Here is a 15,911-nt window from a genome sequence, read left to right as displayed (position 1 = left end):
CAGCGCATAGTTCAGCCATCAGAACAGCGATGCAGGAGTCGAGACAATGGAAGAGTTCGGAGTCAAGGAGCTGGTCAGGTTTTCACTTTACGTGGTAGTGGCCTGCGGGGTGTTCTTCGCCGTCGCCATGTCCTTCTGACACCTGCGGCCGCGGGCGCGCCAGGGCGGTCACCACCGCCCCCACCGCCATCAGCACGCAGGTCACCACGAACACCACGCGCATGCCCACGTGGCCACCCAGGTAGCCACCGGCCAGCGGCCCCAACACCTGCCCCACGTACTGGCTGGAGGTGGAATAGCCGAGCATGCGCCCCGCAATGCCTTCGGGCACCGAGTGGCGGATGATGGCGGCAATGCACGGCAACAAGCCACCCAACGCCAGGCCCATCAACAGGCGCAACACCACCAACTGCCACGGCTCGGTGACCAGGGCCTGGGGAATCAGCAACACCGCGGCCGCCACCAGGCAGCCAATCACCACCTTCCAGTGCCCTACCCGGTCCGCCAGCTTGCCCAGGCGCGACGCCGAGAGAATGCTGCCCAGCGCCGCCGCCGACATCACTACCCCGGCCACCAGCGTCACGTTGGCCGCGCCCAATTGCATCAGGTACACGGTGATGATCGGTTCGATGGACATGTTCGAGAACATCACCAGGCACGCCACCACGAACATCGCCCACACCGGCTTCATGTTTACCCCGGCGGTGGGTTTCGGCGCGCCCTTGGCCACTGGTGCACGCTTGGGCCGTGGCGCTTCCTTGAGCAGGAAGGCGGTGCCCAGGAAGGTCACGAAAATCACCGCACCGGCGAGGAAGAAGGTGTTGCGGATACCCACCAGCGGCGGCAACAACCCACCCATCAACGGCCCCGCCAGGCTGCCGGCCATGATGCCCGACGACAGGATGCCCAACGCCCAGCCCGAGCGCGCCTTGGGGGTTTGCGTGGCCACCAGGATGGTCGCGCCCGAGGCGTAGCCGCCCAACAAGCCCGCCAGCAAGCGCAGCAGCACCAACTGCCAGATATTCTCCGCCAGGCCGATCAGCGACATGGCAATGGCCATACCCAGGCTGGCGCGAATCAGCATCAGCTTGCGCCCGTAGCGGTCGCCCAGGCGGCCCCACAACGGCGCGGTGAGCGCTGCCGAGAGGAAGGTGGCGCCGAAGGCAATGCCCGACCATTGCACCACGGCGGCCGGGTCGCTGACGCCCAGGTGCTCGACATAGATGGGCAAGAACGGCAACAGCAGGGTCATGGCGACGATGGTGGTGAAGGCGCCAAACACGCACACGGCGAGGTTGCGTTGCCAGTGCTGTTCGTGGGTGGGGGTGTCCATGGTGTTATCTCCTTTCAGGTGCAGATAAAAATAACCCCCGCCAACCCATAAATAAAATTCATGTTTTTTATGCAGCCGATTCCGCCAAGGAATGGCTGTGCGCCCGCACCATCTCATGCTGGATCACCTGCTCCAGCTGGATGAAGCTGAACAGGTACAACACGCTGGAATGCGCCGCCCGATGGCGGATCGAAATGCCCAGGCTGTAGCGCGGCAACCCCGCCACCTTGATGGCCTCGAACACATGCACCAGGTAGTCCTGCCACAGGAAATTGGCGCCGCTGCTGATGGCCAGGCGCTTGTTGGCCGAATACACCAGGCTGCGCCGTGATTCGCGCGAGGCCCTGATCAGGCCGTCGTCGATGTGCACGCCGCTCACTTCCAGTTCGGTACCGCCGTGCACCACGTAGGGTTTGTAGACCTTGTCGGCAGGGTCCAGCTGACGAAAGTGCACGCGCACCTCCTCCATGCCCACCTGCACGGCCTGGCCGAACAGGTGGGTGGCCAGGTGCCCGGCGACAGCCAGCAGGTAGGTGTCGAAGCCGCCCGTGCCACCGGCCAGGAAACGGTCGGTCTCCGCGAGCAAGGCATGGTGGAAGCGGCACACCTTGAACACCTGCCGGGGCAACAGTTCGAGGAAATCGGGATGGATCAGTTGCTTGTGCTGCAACGGCAACGGCATGGCCAGGCGCCCTTTGGCCACGCCATCGCGGGCCTGCAGCAGCGCTTGCGCCTCCTCAAGCTCGACGGCCAGCAACCGCTGTTGCACGTCCAGCTGCGCCTGGCGCTGGTCGAGCAACGCCCGCTCGGCGGTCAGCGCCTCGATATTGAGTTCACGCTTGAGCAGCGTCTCCAGTTCGTGACGCTTGGCGTCGTGGTAGGCGTCCAGCGCCTTGTTGTTGCCAAACACCACGTCGATCAGGGTGATGCGGTACCGGGAGTCCTGCTTGAGCAGTAGTTGGGTCAACAGCGCGATGGTGGCGAAAAAACCCACCACGTAGGCGCCGCCAAGGGTGAACACCAGCTCGCCCGATTCGTGCCCATAGCCCATGAAACCCTGCAAGGCCGAATCCGTCTCCAGGGCCACCGCGCCCAGGCTGGCGGAGCCGGCGATCACCTTGCCGGTCTTGGTGCCGAAGGTGAAGGCGGCCCAGCCGCCCATGACGCCAGTGAACAGGCCCACGAGGATGAAAGTGATGATGTCCATGTTGAAGGTGTTCCGGTAGCAGTCGTTGGCCGCCATTGAACGCCGGAACACCGGTGCGCGTTACTGGTAGAAGGCGCAAGGCCTCAACGAGGCAGCTCGGGCCTTGGTTCACCGCCCGGGCACTGTGGGCCGGGTTGGCGGTCAAACAGTGCATCGTTGCTGGGCCGCCGTTGCACCCGGGTATGCCGCATCAGGCGCGCCTGGCTCATCATGCCCTGCAGTAGCACGGGCTCGTTGGGAGAGTCTGTGGTCATCGCGCACTTTCCTTGTAGGACTGGTCCTACATTGAACCGGTTAAATGAAACCTTGACTACTGGTAGTTCTGACAGGTGACAAGTCTTGAAAAAAAGTGTATGGCGGACCGCGTTTTGCCCAACTCCTTACTGCCTCCACACCGTGTAGCCGCTGCCGCAGGCTGCGCTGGCCCTTGATTACCCAGAAAATCTTCAGCGTGCCCCAGGGCCAGCGCAGCCTGGCGGCAGCGGCTACAGTCCATGTACCACTCATTCAAAGGATTGCCATGGCCCTGCCCAGCCTGCCCCGCACCCACCCTCGCCTGTCATCCTCCGCCGCCCTGGGCATTGCCGCCGGGCTGCTGGCCCCCGCCGACCCGGTGATGCGGGTGATCATCGGCTGGAACTGCGGCGTGTGGTGCTACCTGCTACTGATGACCTGGCTGGCCACCCACGCCGACGCACAGAAAGTCCAGCAAACCGCCCAGCAGGAGGACGAAAACGCCGGCCTGGTGCTGGTGACCGTGTGCATCGCCGCCATCGCCAGCCTGGCCGCCATTGGGTTCCTGCTGGCCGGTGGCAAGCAACTGAGCACCGGCGTGCGCGGCCTGCACTACGCGCTGACGGCATTGACGGTGATCGGCTCGTGGCTGATGACCGGCATCATCTTCGCCCTGCACTACGCGCGGCTGTTCTACCTGGCGAAAGCCAAGGACGCGCCCCTGCGCTTTGCCGATGGCGAGACCGAGCCAGACTATTGGGATTTCCTGTATTTCTCCTTCACCATCAGCGTGGCCGTGCAAACCTCCGACGTGGGGGTAGCCACCCGCGCGTTGCGGCGGGTGGTGCTGGGGCACTCGTTGATCGGGTTTCTGTTCAATACGGCGATACTGGGTTTTTCCATCAACATCGCCGCTGGGTTGCTCAACTGAAACCGGCGCCGCTCAAGGTTGCGGCGTACACGTCTCGTCGGTGACAGGGTCACAGTCCAGGCACCAATCCTCCTCTTCCGTGGGGTAGCCGTCCCAACTGCAAGGGCAATGGGCCCCGGACCGTATCAGGTCAATGCGGCAATAGGATTGCTTATGCTCGTTGTAAGTGGCGGGCTGGCCCGGTGAGTACAGCGTGTAGAAAGCGTAGCCGGAGCCGAAGGTGCTCTGGCCCTCGCCCTGCCCCCGGTAGCTGGTAGCCAAGATGCAACGGCGAAAATCAGCCGGGAGAATCGTGAAGGTAACCTCCTGTTTTTGCGTTGCTGCGGTGATAACGCGCTCCTCCTGATACTGGGTTCCAGGCAGGAACGAGCTTTCTGCCAGGTTGGAGGTGGAGTAACCCCGCCAGTTCAGCACAATCCGGCTGTCGGTGACGAAACGGTCACTGGCCGGAATCTTGATGACCAGGCCGCGCCATGGGTGGGCCGCGCAATTGTAATTGGCGATGATCGGGTTCCAGGTCTCCTCAGGGTCGGCAGCGAACGTGGCAGGGTTGGGGTCCGGGTAGAACGGCATTGGCAAGGTACGGTCCTCTACGGCAACCTCCACGCGGCACAAGGTGTCCCGGCACTGCTGGCCGTTGATGCCGTTGAAGGTGGTGTAACGCACCGGCACCTCCAGGCCGCCGCCAGCCGCCAGCACGTCCGCCCAGGGCACCTCGAAGACGATCAGCTTGCCCGCCACGTCGCCGGCTTGCACGATGTAGGTCGCCACCGGTCCGTCCCCCACCAGCCCACCCCAGAACAGGTCAAGTTCCTCGTCGGGCTGCGGGTTTGCGTACAGCAGCACTTCCACGCGCACCGGCTGGTTGGCGTCGGCAAGGGTGATGACGTTGTCGCCGGTGACGCCTTTCACCGTCACCAGCGGGAGGCGCGAATTGATCGGATCGATGGCCGGGTTGGGCGGCCCGGCAACACTGAAGTCAACCGCCACCTCAAGTTCCAGCGATGTCCAGCGATGCGCGCCACGCACCACGGTATAGGTTACGTCGACGTCGTGAGGCCGTTCGAAATGATCGCCGACCGCCAGCACATCCCAGGGAATCAGCCGGCGCAGGGGAAACGAAGGGGTGGGCTCCACGGGGAGCTGTACCATGACCTGCCCGCCCCAATCGACGCTGATGAAATCACCGACCTGGTAATCATACGCGTCAATCAGCACTTCCACGCCGGGGTTAACGATGACGTCTGAACGGGTGACCAGGCCATCATCGAGGGCGGGCACCCGCGGCGGCGCCAGGCTGGGCGGCGCCGTGACATTGACGCTCACGTACGTTTCCCTCGAGTCAACGCTGGCGTTGCCCGCCCGATCCCGAATGTAATACTTCAGCGATTTTGCGCCGTTGCGGCGCGCGCGAACCACATCGCCGAGTACCACCACCTCGAACGGCCCGATGCCAGCCCCCTGCGGTACCACCAGCCTGGCCGCCACTGCCTCATCCCCTGGCAGTGGGGAAAGATTGCGCCAGAACAGTTCGATCACATCATAAGGCTTGCAATCGAGATAGGCGTCGACAGTGATCAGTACCTGGTCGCCGTGGCTGGCCAGATAAGCGTCGTCAATGCCTCCGGCGCCGACATCCACGGGCAACCGCGGCGCCAACGGGGTGGAATTGCCGTACGGCGCACTACGGTCGATGGTCACCTCTGCAATCTTCGAGTCGTCATCGGCCAAGAAGGAGGTTATCCGGTACTTGAGCCTGTGAATGCCCTCCTGCAGGGCAGCCACGGGCACTTCGAAAAACAGCTGGCCAGGGTCGAAGGGGTAGCTGAATGTCTTGCTGCCCAATTCGGCGTCATTCCAGTAGTAGAACACCTGCGCAGGAGGATCACTCGGGTTCACGGGCGCAAGGGCCCATTGGTCGAACTCCACGACCAGAGGGGCGGTCAGGGCGCTGATGGGCAACAGGTTATGTTCCAACGCCCCGGGCAGGTCTGGCAGCACCGCTTGGGCCCTGGGTGGGGGAAATACGTCAGGCAGACGTACTGGGGTGCTGGGGCCAGAAGGTGGGGTGATTGTCATCACAATTCCTCATCGGTGGGTAAGCCATGGCAAGCCGCCAGTGCTTGTATTACCGATTAGGCGTGCCGTGCCATATGGCTCGCTACTGTCAGAACTAACAGTTCGGATGAGTGGGGTTGCTGCCGGGCGCGGGCCAATTGACCGTCGGTCGGGCCATGGCGCCTACCTGTCATTTCTATCAGTAGGCACCCCCCAGAAATGAGCATTGAATGGGTATCAGTAGGTGTGCACCACACCGCGCCATCGGCTTTGGAAGCAGCGTTTGCCAATAGCCTTAATGCACTGACTGATACGGAGTTCGACCTATGTCGTCATCCACCCCCACCCATAAAGAAAATATTGCCAGCTGGAAAGCCAAGCTTCAGGCAGAAAAGCGGCGCATCGAGTTGGCGACCGCTCGGCAGCCTGGTATTAACCAGGTATTGCCGCCCATCGTGGAAGGGGTGCTCCCCAACCTTCCCGACCCGCAACTGCCTGGTGACCATTTCAACCTGCTGAGCGCTGAAAAAACCCACCAGGACCTGCCCATCATCATTCCTTATGTTTCCCATCCCACCGTGGCAAGCACTATCTCCGGCACCTGGGACGGAAACGACACCGTGGTGACACGCGTCACCATTCCGGCTGGCAGGCCAGTGGAGGATCAGGTGGTGGTCCTCAGCCAGACCGCTCTGCGCACCAGCGGCGTTCATACATTTATTGGCAAAGTAGAAAACTTCGTCACTGGCGACGATGTGACCGCGCCATACACCATTACCATCGATCACGACCGTCCCAATTTCGGCAACTCGCTCGCGCCGGTGGTGTTCCCCCAGGAGGTGCTGGATGGGATTACCGACGAATACCTTACCCAACATAATGGCATCACGGGTAATGTGCAGCGTTGGTTGGACATCGCCCGGGATGATCGAATTGAATTCCACTGGACCCGGGTGACAGCGCTCGGCACCAAAGACGACGCTGGCATCATTGTCGATACGCAGATCATCACAGACCCCACGCTGCCCATTACTGTCACGGTTCCCGCTACGCTCATCAGGGCGCAACTCGAAGGCACGTTCGTGCTGTGGTATCAAGTTTTCGACCGGGCAGGCAATGACAACGCCCAGATGACCGCGCTGCAACCAAAACTGCAAGTGCTGTTGACCCCCCTGCCCGATTTCCACGGCGAACTACTGACCCTGGAAAAAGCGAGCACCGGCACCCTGTTGACTCGCGAAGACCTGTATCTGCAAGCCGGATTGAAGCTGCCGGTCTATTCCCCATTCATTACAGGCGACCAGGCCCAAGTGTACTGGGATAACATGACGACCCCCGCCTTCGTTTATCCCCTCGTGACGGATAGCGCGCTGATTCCCCTGCCATACAGTGTGGTATCGAGTGGCGGCCAGGACGGCACCAATATCGCCGTCAGGGTCAAGGTAGTCCGGAACCAATCCAATGTCGGCACCTTCACCAACACTATCCGTGTGGACTATGACCTGGCGGCACCCGGCCCTGACTTCCCGCCTGGCGAACCCGGCCCGGAAAACAGCCGGTTGAACCGGGTACGCGTCAAGAGCGCCAGCTGGCAGAATGCTGCGGACGACAACAAATTGTTGCCCGGCGATGAGGGCGAAGACGCCACCGCAGACGTAGCGCTGATTGCTGGGTTTACAGCAAACGCGCACTTTCTGGCACTGATGTGGCCTGGCATTGACGAGCCCGTTGATGTTCAACCCATCACGAATGCCGCTGTTGGCCAAGTCATCACCTTTGACATTCCATGGCAGTTCATTCTAGAAGGGACATTCGGGCCGTCGGTTCTCGTGTATTACAAGGTCATCACCGACGACCCGGCCGACGGCTACCAGCAGTCTCGCGCCACATTGGTCGATTCGCAGCTGGGGGGCATTGTCGACTTGCCGCTGCCGAGTGTCACAGGCCGCCCTATTGAACAATTCCCGAGTGCCACGCCGTTTTCTACCTATATCGTGCGCTGCAACGACAGGTATTGGGAAGGGTTTGGCCTGAGCATTCCGCCTGCAAACGGGAAGTGGGGTGTCGGCGCGAAGTTTACTGCAACCTTCCAGGTTTATGACGTACTCGACTCCGGCGGCACTGCGGGGGCGACCGAAACAGTCCCAACCCCGCCATACGAAGCAACGCTGGGTGATGTCGTCAACGGCTTCAGCTACCCAGTGGTGTTCTCCGACCTCCTGCGTGCTTCGACCATGCTGCGTATTGAAGTCAAGTACAACATCGATAATGCAGGGCAAACGGGCAGTAGCGGCGTTATCAACCTGGTGATGGTAAACCTCGACGGCGGCGGCAATACCTGCGTGCCAACGCCGTAATTGCCGCTTTACAGTCGTTAAATATCACCCGCTGCCTGAAGTAAAGTTCCGCACAAGTTTACACCAAGACTTGTGCGGACTTACCTAAAGGCAATGTAGAACTTTCCTACATGGAAAAGTCAGCATGCCTACAACCATGCCAAACGTGAAACCTTATCGTATTGAGCTTCTAACACGTGCCCACACGAATCAATGGAGCCAATCAAATGAATGAAAAATCTTGTACGGGACAAGTTCCCGGCAACGCCCATTCACCCTCAAGTTTCAAGACCCAAAACTTGGCAGGCGCACTGCTGCTGGCACTGACCAGTTACTCCACGGGAGCCCAGGCCACCATCCTATTTTTCAATGTCGACAAAGAGATGACCATCAGGGCCGATTACGATATTTATCAGATGCAGAAAGGCTCCACATTGACCACCAACGGCCGTCAGCTAGAAGGCGCGTATGCCATCGAGGGTAGCACCCTTAACCTGACGCCCGGGACGCTCCTGCTTCGGGCTGGCGCCAGGGCGGCGGATGGCAGCACCGTCATTGCCAATGGTGTGAGCATGGTTAACGATGGCTCGTTCGGCTACTTTGCAGCGCTTGATGTTCAATACGACAGCGTCGCCACGGTCCGTAATTCCACGATTCAAAGTGCGCTTCAATATGCAGTCAATGCTGACCGGGGCGCACAGTTGACGCTGATAGATAGCGAGGTCACCGGCCAGATGGGCATTCGCGTTGCAGGGGCTGCCACGACATTGGACCTGGTCAATACACAGGTGACGGCCAGGGGTGGCAGCATCAACCCGGAGTTCGACGCCGGCTTGTTGCTGGTCTCGGGCGGCACCATCAACCTCAGTGCCGGCACAGTGGTTACCGGGGCGGCCAATGGCATTATGATACTGGGGATTCCCGCCATCCCTACCACCCTGGTCATCGATGACTCTACCGTGACCACCACGAGCGGCGCCGGAATAACGATGGGGGGGCTTCTAGGCGGATCGGCTTCGGCGAACATCGTGCTGCGCAACGGCAGCCTGCTCACCAGCGATGCTGGCATCGCCATGTTGATGGACTCGGGCTCCACTGCCAGCGTTGCGGTGGACAACGCGCATATCAAAGGGAATATTTCCCTCTCCGATGCGAACACGGCAGCGGTGTTCACGCTGAACCAGGGGCTGGTCACCGGCGATATCAGTGCCACGGCAGGCAGCTCTGTGGTCGTGAATGCAGGCGGCGGCAGCCAACTGCTCGGCAACGTCGACGCCAGCGGCGCAAGCACCGTAGCGCTAAACCTGGCCAGCAGCCTGATGGAAGGGAACGTGACCTCCGATGGCACCGGCAGCACCTCGGTGCAAATGTCCGGTTCACAACTGACCGGTAACCTGCTCAACGTCGACAGCCTGACCCTTGCCAGCAGCGTGCTCAACGGCAACATCAGCAACGACGGCGCCACGACCACTACCGTGCACGCGACTGATTCGCAGATCAACGGCAACCTGCTCAACGTCGACAGCCTGACCCTTGCCAGCAGCGTGCTCAACGGCAACATCAGCAACGATGGCGCCACGACCACTACCGTGCACGCGACTGATTCGCAGGTCAACGGCAACCTGCTTAATGTTGCCAGCCTGGCACTGGACGCCAGCGCCCTGAACGGCACCATCAGCGCCAATGGCATGGCGGCGCAGGCACAACTCACCGGCAGCGATTGGATCGGGACCGGCGTCGCCAGCAACGGCGGCAACCTCCAGGTCAACCTGGCCCGGAGCACTGTGGTGGGCGATCTCACGGCCGACACCTCCAGCCAGGCCAGCGTGGTGATGACTGACGGTTCGAGCCTCAAGGGCACCCTGACCAACATCGCCAGCGCCAACCTCAGCGACTCGACCTGGCAAGTCACCGGCGACAGCAGCGTCGGCACGCTTGCCTTGGCGGATGGCACCGTGGCCCTGGGTGACGCGGGTCAATTTTATCGACTGTCCCTGGCTTCATTATCGGGCACCGGCACCTTCCAGCTGAGCGTGGACTTCGCCCGCGAGCTGGCCAGCTTCGTCGACGTCAGCGGCACTGCCACAGGCGATTACAAACTATTGGTCAGTGCCCGCGGCGAAGACCCCGCCGCCGACAACAGCCTGCAGGTCGTACACACCGGCACTGGTTCCACGGCCCAGTTCAGCCTGTTGGGTGGCCCCGTGGACATGGGCACCTATTCCTATGAGCTGATGCAGCGCGGCACTGACTGGTTCCTGGATACCAGTACCAAGACGATCAGCCCTGAAACCGCGACGGTATTGGCCCTCTTCAACACGGCGCCCACCGTCTGGTACGGCGAGTTGTCGACCTTGCGGTCACGCATGGGCGAGCTGCGCTACAACGGTGCCCAGCCCGGTTTCTGGATGCGCGCCTACGGCAACAAATACAACGTCACCACCAGCACCGACGTCAGCTACAAGCAAACCCAGCAAGGCCTGTCGTTTGGCGCCGATGCTCCCTTGCCGATGGGCGATGGCAATTGGTTGGTCGGCCTGATGGGCGGTTACAGCGACTCCAGCCTGGACCTCAACCACGGCACCTCCGGCAGCGTCGACAGCTACTACCTGGGCGCCTACGCGACCTGGCTGAACCCGGACAACGGCTACTATTTCGACGGTGTGTTGAAGTTCAACCGCTTCCAGAACGACGCCACGGTCCGCATGAGCGATGGCACGCGCGCCAAGGGCAACTACGACAACAGCGGCGTGGGCACGTCGCTGGAGTTCGGACGGCACATTGCCGTGGCTGATGACTACTTCGTGGAGCCTTATGCCCAACTGGCCGGCGTGGCAATCAGTGGCCGCGACTACACCATGGACAACGGCATGCGTGCCGAAGGCGACATGACCCATTCCCTGCTGGGCAAGGTCGGTACTACCCTTGGGCGCACCATCGCGCTGGACAACGGCATGGTGCAGCCTTATGTGCGGGTGGCATTGGCCCATGAATTTGCCCAGAGCAACCGCGTGCAGGTCAACGGCAATGGCTTCAACAACGACCTGTCCGGCTCACGCGGCGAAGTCGGCACCGGCGTCGCGGTATCCATGAACAAGCACCTGCAACTGCACGTGGACCTGGACTACAGCAACGGCAAGAACATCGAGCAGCCGTGGGGCGCAAACCTGGGGTTGCGCTATAGCTTCTAATCAGCAAGATGGCGGTTGCCTGATCGGCCCTGCGGGGCCGATTGTTACAAGTTGCCTGCGGGGCGCAGTTCGAACTTCGCCCCGCCTGCCGATAAACGGTACACTTGAGGCCCCGCCCCTCAAGGTGTGCGCTGCGCCCGTGCTGAGTTCATGTCAGCCTGCCTCGCCCCTGGCGGCAATCATGCCAACAAGGAACAAGGCCCGTGAGCAGCCCCACCACCCCGCCCCGCCACCGCGTCACCATGCTCGACGTCGCCCGCCGCGCCGGGGTGTCGAAAGCCAGCGTGTCGCGCTTCATCGGCGACGACAAAGCCCTGCTCTCGGACGCCATCGCCCTGCGCATCGAAAAAGCCATCGGCGAGCTGGGCTACCGCCCCAACCAGATGGCCCGCGGCCTCAAGCGCGGGCGCACCCGGCTGATCGGCATGCTGATGGCCGACATCCGCAACCCCTATTCGATTGCCGTGATGCACGGTGTGGAAACCGCCTGCCGCCGCCATGGCTACAGCCTGGTGGTGTGCAACACCGACCGCGATGGCGAACAGGAACTGCAGCAGCTGCAGGCGCTGCGCAGCTACAACATCGAGGGGCTGATCGTGAACACCCTGGGCAAGCACATGGACGAGCTGCGCGAGCTGCAGAGCGAGCTGCCCATGGTGCTGGTGGACCGCAAGCTGGAAGCCTTCCACAGCGACATGACCGGCCTGGACAACGCCGGCGCCATGCGCATGGGCCTGGTGCACCTGAAGGCCCGTGGGTACCGCGACCTGGCGCTGGTCAGCGAGCCCCAGGACGGCACCAGCTCGCGCAACGAGCGCATCAGCGCGTTCGATGCGCTGGTGGTGCAGGATAAGCAACTGCGCGGCTGCAGGCTGCAGACCGGCGAAGCACTTGAAGCCCGCCTGCGCGACTTTCTTGCCAGCAACGACCACGGCCCCAAGGCGCTGTTCTGTGCCAACGGCCTGGCCGCACTGGCCGCCGCCCAGGCGTTGCGCACGCTGGGCTGCGACCTGTTCGACGACGTCGGCCTGATTGCCCTGGACGACCTGGACTGGTACCCGCTGGTGGGCAGCGGCATCACGGCCCTGGCGCAGCCTACCCATGCCATTGGCGTGCGTGCGTTCGAGTGCCTGCTGGAGCGGCTGCGCGGCGATGCGGGGCCGGCGCAGCGCTTTGATTTCGCCGCCGAGCTGGTGGTGCGCGGTTCGACGCCCCCAAAGCAACCCTGAAACCCCTGTAGCAGCGGCCGCAGGCCGCGTCCCGGGCACCGCGCCCGCCCCTGACGCAGCCTGGCGGCAGCTGCTACGAGCGCGCGCAGGGGCTTGACGTGCGCGCGTGGAAGGTGTTTTCTAATTACTACTGAAACCGATTTCAGTAACGCTAAAACAACAACAATATCGAAGAAGGAAACCAGGCCATGTGCCGTCTCTTTATTTTCAATATCGCGCCAATCCCCACCAATAACTGAACCACCGGCCCCACGCCGGGGTCTTCCGCATACCTTTTTATTGATCGAAATGTAACCGGTTTCAGAGGCCCAATAACAATGAATCTCTACCCCGTGTCCATCAGCCTGTCCAGCTACGGCGCCACCCTGGTTCGCGAACAGGGCCAGGTGCCCTTCGCCGCCCTGCTCAAGCAGGCCGGCGCCAACGTCATCGAATGGCGTGAAGAACTGTTCACCACCCTCGAAGCCGACCAGTTGCGCCAGGCCGCCGAGGCCCAGGGCCTGGAAAGCGTGTATTCGTGCCCCATGGAGCTGTGGCAGGCAGGCCGCACCGAGCCGGACCCGGCGCTGGTCACCGCCCTGGCCAACGCCGCGGCCTGCGGCTCGAAGTGGCTGAAGGTGTCCCTGGGCTTCTTCGCCCCGCACAACGACTTCACTGCCCTCAAGCAACTGCTGGCCGACCAGCCGGTGCGCCTGCTGGTGGAGAACGACCAGACCACCCAGGGCGGGCGCATCGACCCGCTGGCGCGTTTCTTCACCCGCGCCCGCGAGCACAAGGTGCCGGTGGGCATGACCTTCGACATCGGCAACTGGCAGTGGCAGGACCAATCGGTGTTCAGCGCCGCCGTGCAACTGGCGCAGTACGTGGAGTACGTGCACTGCAAGGCCGTGGAACGCACCAGCGCCGGCAAGCTGGTGGCCATACCGCCGCACCCGCGTGACCTGGAGCTGTGGGAACAATTGTTGCGGCGCATGACGCCCGGAGTGATGCGCGCTGCGGAATTTCCGCTGCAAGGCGAGGATCTACTGCAAGTAACCCGTGGCCACGTGGCCACCCTCGCCCACTTGGGCCAACCGCAGGCAGGGAGCGTCGCCCATGGCTGATATCCTGTGTTTTGGTGAAACCATGGCCATGCTGGTGGCCGAACAGACCGGCGACCTGGCCGCCGTCTCGCACTTCCACAAGCGCATTGCCGGGGCCGACAGCAACGTCGCCATCGGCCTGTCGCGCCTGGGTTTCAAGGTCAGCTGGCTGAGCCGCGTGGGCAATGACTCCCTGGGCCGCTTCGTGGTCGACACCCTGCAGCGCGAAGGCCTGGACTGCCGCCACGTGGCCGTGGACAATGCGCACCCCACCGGTTTCCAGTTCAAGTCCCGCGAGGACGACGGCCAGGACCCGGTGGTGGAGTATTTCCGCCGCGGCTCGGCCGCCAGCCACCTCAGCGTCGCCGACCTCAACGATGAACTGCTCGGCGCCCGCCACCTGCACGCCACCGGTATTCCGCCGGCGTTGTCGGCCAGCGCCCAAGAGCTGTCCAGCCACCTGATGCAGACCATGCGCGGTGCTGGCCGCAGCGTGTCCTTCGACCCCAACCTGCGGCCGTCGTTGTGGCCCAGCCAGACGCGCATGATCAGCGAGGTCAACGCCCTGGCCAGCCACGCCGATTGGGTGCTGCCGGGCCTGGCCGAAGGGCGCCTGCTGACCGGCTATGAAACCCCGGGTGACATCGCCGCGTTCTACCTGGACCACGGCGCGGAAGCGGTGGCCATCAAGCTGGGCGCGGAAGGCGCCTATTACCGCACGGCCCTGGGCGAAGGCTTCGTGGCCGCGCACAAGGTGGCCAAGGTGGTGGACACCGTGGGCGCCGGCGACGGCTTCGCGGTGGGCGTGATCAGCGCGCTGCTGGAAGGCCTGCCCCTCGAGCAGGCCACCGACCGCGGCAACTGGATCGGCAGCCGCGCCGTGCAAAGCCAGGGCGACATGGAGGGCCTGCCCAGCCGCGACCAATTGCTGGAAGCCGCGGCCCTGCGCCGCGCCTGATCCACTCGAACAACCCTGTTGCGACAACAACAAAATGCTCAGGAGCCTTGCCATGCAACCGCTGAAACTGGCGCCGCGCCGTTGGTGGGTGATCATGCCCATCGTGTTCATCACCTACAGCCTGGCCTACCTGGACCGGGCCAACTATGGCTTTGCCGCTGCCTCCGGCATGGCCAAGGACCTGGCCATGACGCCGGGGCTGTCGTCCCTGCTGGGCGCGCTGTTCTTCCTCGGCTATTTCTTCTTCCAGGTGCCCGGCGCCATCTACGCCGAAAAGCGCAGCGTGAAGAAGCTGATCTTCGCCAGCCTGATCGCCTGGGGCGCCCTGGCCAGCCTCACCGGCATGGTGGAGAACGCCTATTGGCTGATCGCCATCCGCTTCATGCTCGGCGTGGTCGAGGCCGTGGTGATGCCGGCCATGCTGGTGTACCTGTGTTACTGGTTCACCCGCGCCGAGCGCTCGCGCGCCAATACCTTCCTGATCCTCGGCAACCCGGTGACCATGCTGTGGATGTCGGTGGTGTCCGGCTACCTGGTGCAGCACTACAGTTGGCGCTGGATGTTCATCGTCGAAGGCCTGCCGGCCATCGCCTGGGCGTTCATCTGGTGGCGCCTGGCCGATGAAAAACCGGCCGACGCCACCTGGCTCAGCGGCCAGCAGAAGCAGGACCTGCAGCAGACCCTGGCCGCCGAGCAGCAAGGCATCAAGCCGGTAAAAAACTACGCCGAGGCGTTCCGCTCGCCCAAGGTCATCATCCTGTCGGTGCAGTTCTTCTGCTGGAGCATTGGTGTGTACGGCTTCGTGCTGTGGCTGCCGTCCATCCTCAAGCAGGGCCAGGAAATGGACATGGTCGAGGCCGGCTGGCTGTCGGCGCTGCCGTACCTGGCTGCGGTCATTGCCATGCTGGCGGTGAGCTGGGGCTCGGACCGCATCCAGCGGCGCAAACGCTTCGTGTGGCCACCGCTGCTGCTGGCGGCCCTGGCGTTCTATGGCTCCTATGCCCTGGGCAGCGAGCACTTCTGGTGGTCCTACGGCCTGCTGGTGCTGGCCGGCGCTTGCATGTACGCCCCTTACGGGCCGTTCTTCGCCATCGTCCCCGAAGTGCTGCCTGCCAACGTCGCCGGCGGCGCCATGGCGCTGATCAACAGCATGGGCGCCCTGGGCTCGTTCGCTGGCTCCTACCTTGTGGGCTACCTCAACAGCGAAACCGGCAACCCCGGTGCCTCGTACCTGCTGATGAGCGGCGCGCTGGTGCTGTCGGCGGTGCTGACGATATTGCTGGCCCCCGGTGGCTGCGACAAGGTCGTGGCCCGCACCCGCCCCCTCACTGCCCACCATTCCTGACGTCGAG

At 62.8% G+C, this 15,911-nt stretch carries 11 protein-coding genes; 7 read left to right on the top strand and 4 right to left on the bottom strand.

Going from position 1 to position 15,911, the window contains the following annotated elements; translation table 11 throughout:
- Positions 1-82: 82 nt before the first annotated feature.
- The 3 genes from ACWKWX_RS24145 to ACWKWX_RS24135 form a co-directional block, all read right to left on the bottom strand.
- Positions 83-1,333, bottom strand: a complete 1,251-nt coding sequence (locus ACWKWX_RS24145) for an MFS transporter (RefSeq protein WP_483829132.1) — start codon at positions 1,331-1,333, stop codon at positions 83-85.
- Positions 1,334-1,400: 67 nt separating this feature from the next.
- Positions 1,401-2,540 (bottom strand): hypothetical protein, encoded by a 1,140-nt coding sequence (locus ACWKWX_RS24140; RefSeq protein ID WP_483829131.1) that lies wholly within the window; start codon positions 2,538-2,540, stop codon positions 1,401-1,403.
- Positions 2,541-2,623: 83 nt separating this feature from the next.
- A complete protein-coding gene (locus ACWKWX_RS24135) occupies positions 2,624-2,794 on the bottom strand; it encodes a hypothetical protein (RefSeq protein ID WP_483829130.1) in 171 nt (56 codons plus the stop codon).
- A 272-nt stretch (positions 2,795-3,066) separates the two neighbouring features.
- On the opposite strand from ACWKWX_RS24135, the gene ACWKWX_RS24130 reads away from it, so the two are divergent.
- The gene (locus tag ACWKWX_RS24130; protein ID WP_483829147.1) at positions 3,067-3,705 is read left to right on the top strand and encodes a DUF1345 domain-containing protein; all 639 of its coding nucleotides are present in this window, start codon (positions 3,067-3,069) and stop codon (positions 3,703-3,705) included.
- Between the two features lie 12 nt (positions 3,706-3,717).
- On the opposite strand, the gene ACWKWX_RS24125 is transcribed toward ACWKWX_RS24130, so the two are convergent.
- The gene (locus tag ACWKWX_RS24125; protein WP_483829129.1) at positions 3,718-5,706 is read right to left on the bottom strand and encodes a hypothetical protein; all 1,989 of its coding nucleotides are present in this window, start codon (positions 5,704-5,706) and stop codon (positions 3,718-3,720) included.
- Between the two features lie 383 nt (positions 5,707-6,089).
- On the opposite strand from ACWKWX_RS24125, the gene ACWKWX_RS24120 reads away from it, so the two are divergent.
- From ACWKWX_RS24120 to ACWKWX_RS24095, 6 genes are all read left to right on the top strand, one after another.
- A complete protein-coding gene (locus ACWKWX_RS24120) occupies positions 6,090-8,120 on the top strand; it encodes a hypothetical protein (protein ID WP_483829128.1) in 2,031 nt (676 codons plus the stop codon).
- Positions 8,121-8,800: 680 nt separating this feature from the next.
- A complete protein-coding gene (locus ACWKWX_RS24115) occupies positions 8,801-11,290 on the top strand; it encodes an autotransporter outer membrane beta-barrel domain-containing protein (RefSeq protein ID WP_483829127.1) in 2,490 nt (829 codons plus the stop codon).
- A 203-nt stretch (positions 11,291-11,493) separates the two neighbouring features.
- Positions 11,494-12,519, top strand: coding sequence for a LacI family DNA-binding transcriptional regulator (locus ACWKWX_RS24110; RefSeq protein WP_483829126.1), 1,026 nt, complete (start codon positions 11,494-11,496; stop codon positions 12,517-12,519).
- A 317-nt stretch (positions 12,520-12,836) separates the two neighbouring features.
- Positions 12,837-13,622 (top strand): sugar phosphate isomerase/epimerase family protein, encoded by a 786-nt coding sequence (locus ACWKWX_RS24105; RefSeq protein WP_483829125.1) that lies wholly within the window; start codon positions 12,837-12,839, stop codon positions 13,620-13,622.
- Positions 13,615-14,559: a sugar kinase gene (locus ACWKWX_RS24100; RefSeq protein WP_483829124.1), complete on the top strand. Its 945-nt coding sequence runs from the start codon at positions 13,615-13,617 to the stop codon at positions 14,557-14,559. Before ACWKWX_RS24105 ends, ACWKWX_RS24100 begins: the two co-directional genes overlap by 8 nt.
- Positions 14,560-14,611: 52 nt before the next feature.
- On the top strand, positions 14,612-15,904 hold the full coding sequence (locus tag ACWKWX_RS24095; protein ID WP_483829123.1) for an MFS transporter: 1,293 nt from the start codon (positions 14,612-14,614) through the stop codon (positions 15,902-15,904).
- The last annotated feature ends 7 nt before the right edge of the window (positions 15,905-15,911 follow it).

The sequence above is a fragment of the Pseudomonas imperatae genome (assembly GCF_057128625.1).
The sequence above is the reverse complement of the archived record's forward strand: the minus strand, read 5'-3'. Positions and strand labels throughout refer to the sequence as shown.

Bases quoted from the DNA above. Each gene is read 5' to 3' on its own strand.
- ACWKWX_RS24120 (WP_483829128.1), top strand. From the start codon at position 6,090: ATGTCGTCATCCACCCCCACCCATAAAGAAAATATTGCCAGCTGGAAA.
- ACWKWX_RS24140 (WP_483829131.1), bottom strand. From the start codon at position 2,540: ATGGACATCATCACTTTCATCCTCGTGGGCCTGTTCACTGGCGTCATG.
- ACWKWX_RS24145 (WP_483829132.1), bottom strand. From the start codon at position 1,333: ATGGACACCCCCACCCACGAACAGCACTGGCAACGCAACCTCGCCGTG.
- ACWKWX_RS24100 (WP_483829124.1), top strand. From the start codon at position 13,615: ATGGCTGATATCCTGTGTTTTGGTGAAACCATGGCCATGCTGGTGGCC.
- ACWKWX_RS24135 (WP_483829130.1), bottom strand. From the start codon at position 2,794: ATGACCACAGACTCTCCCAACGAGCCCGTGCTACTGCAGGGCATGATG.
- ACWKWX_RS24105 (WP_483829125.1), top strand. From the start codon at position 12,837: ATGAATCTCTACCCCGTGTCCATCAGCCTGTCCAGCTACGGCGCCACC.
- ACWKWX_RS24095 (WP_483829123.1), top strand. From the start codon at position 14,612: ATGCAACCGCTGAAACTGGCGCCGCGCCGTTGGTGGGTGATCATGCCC.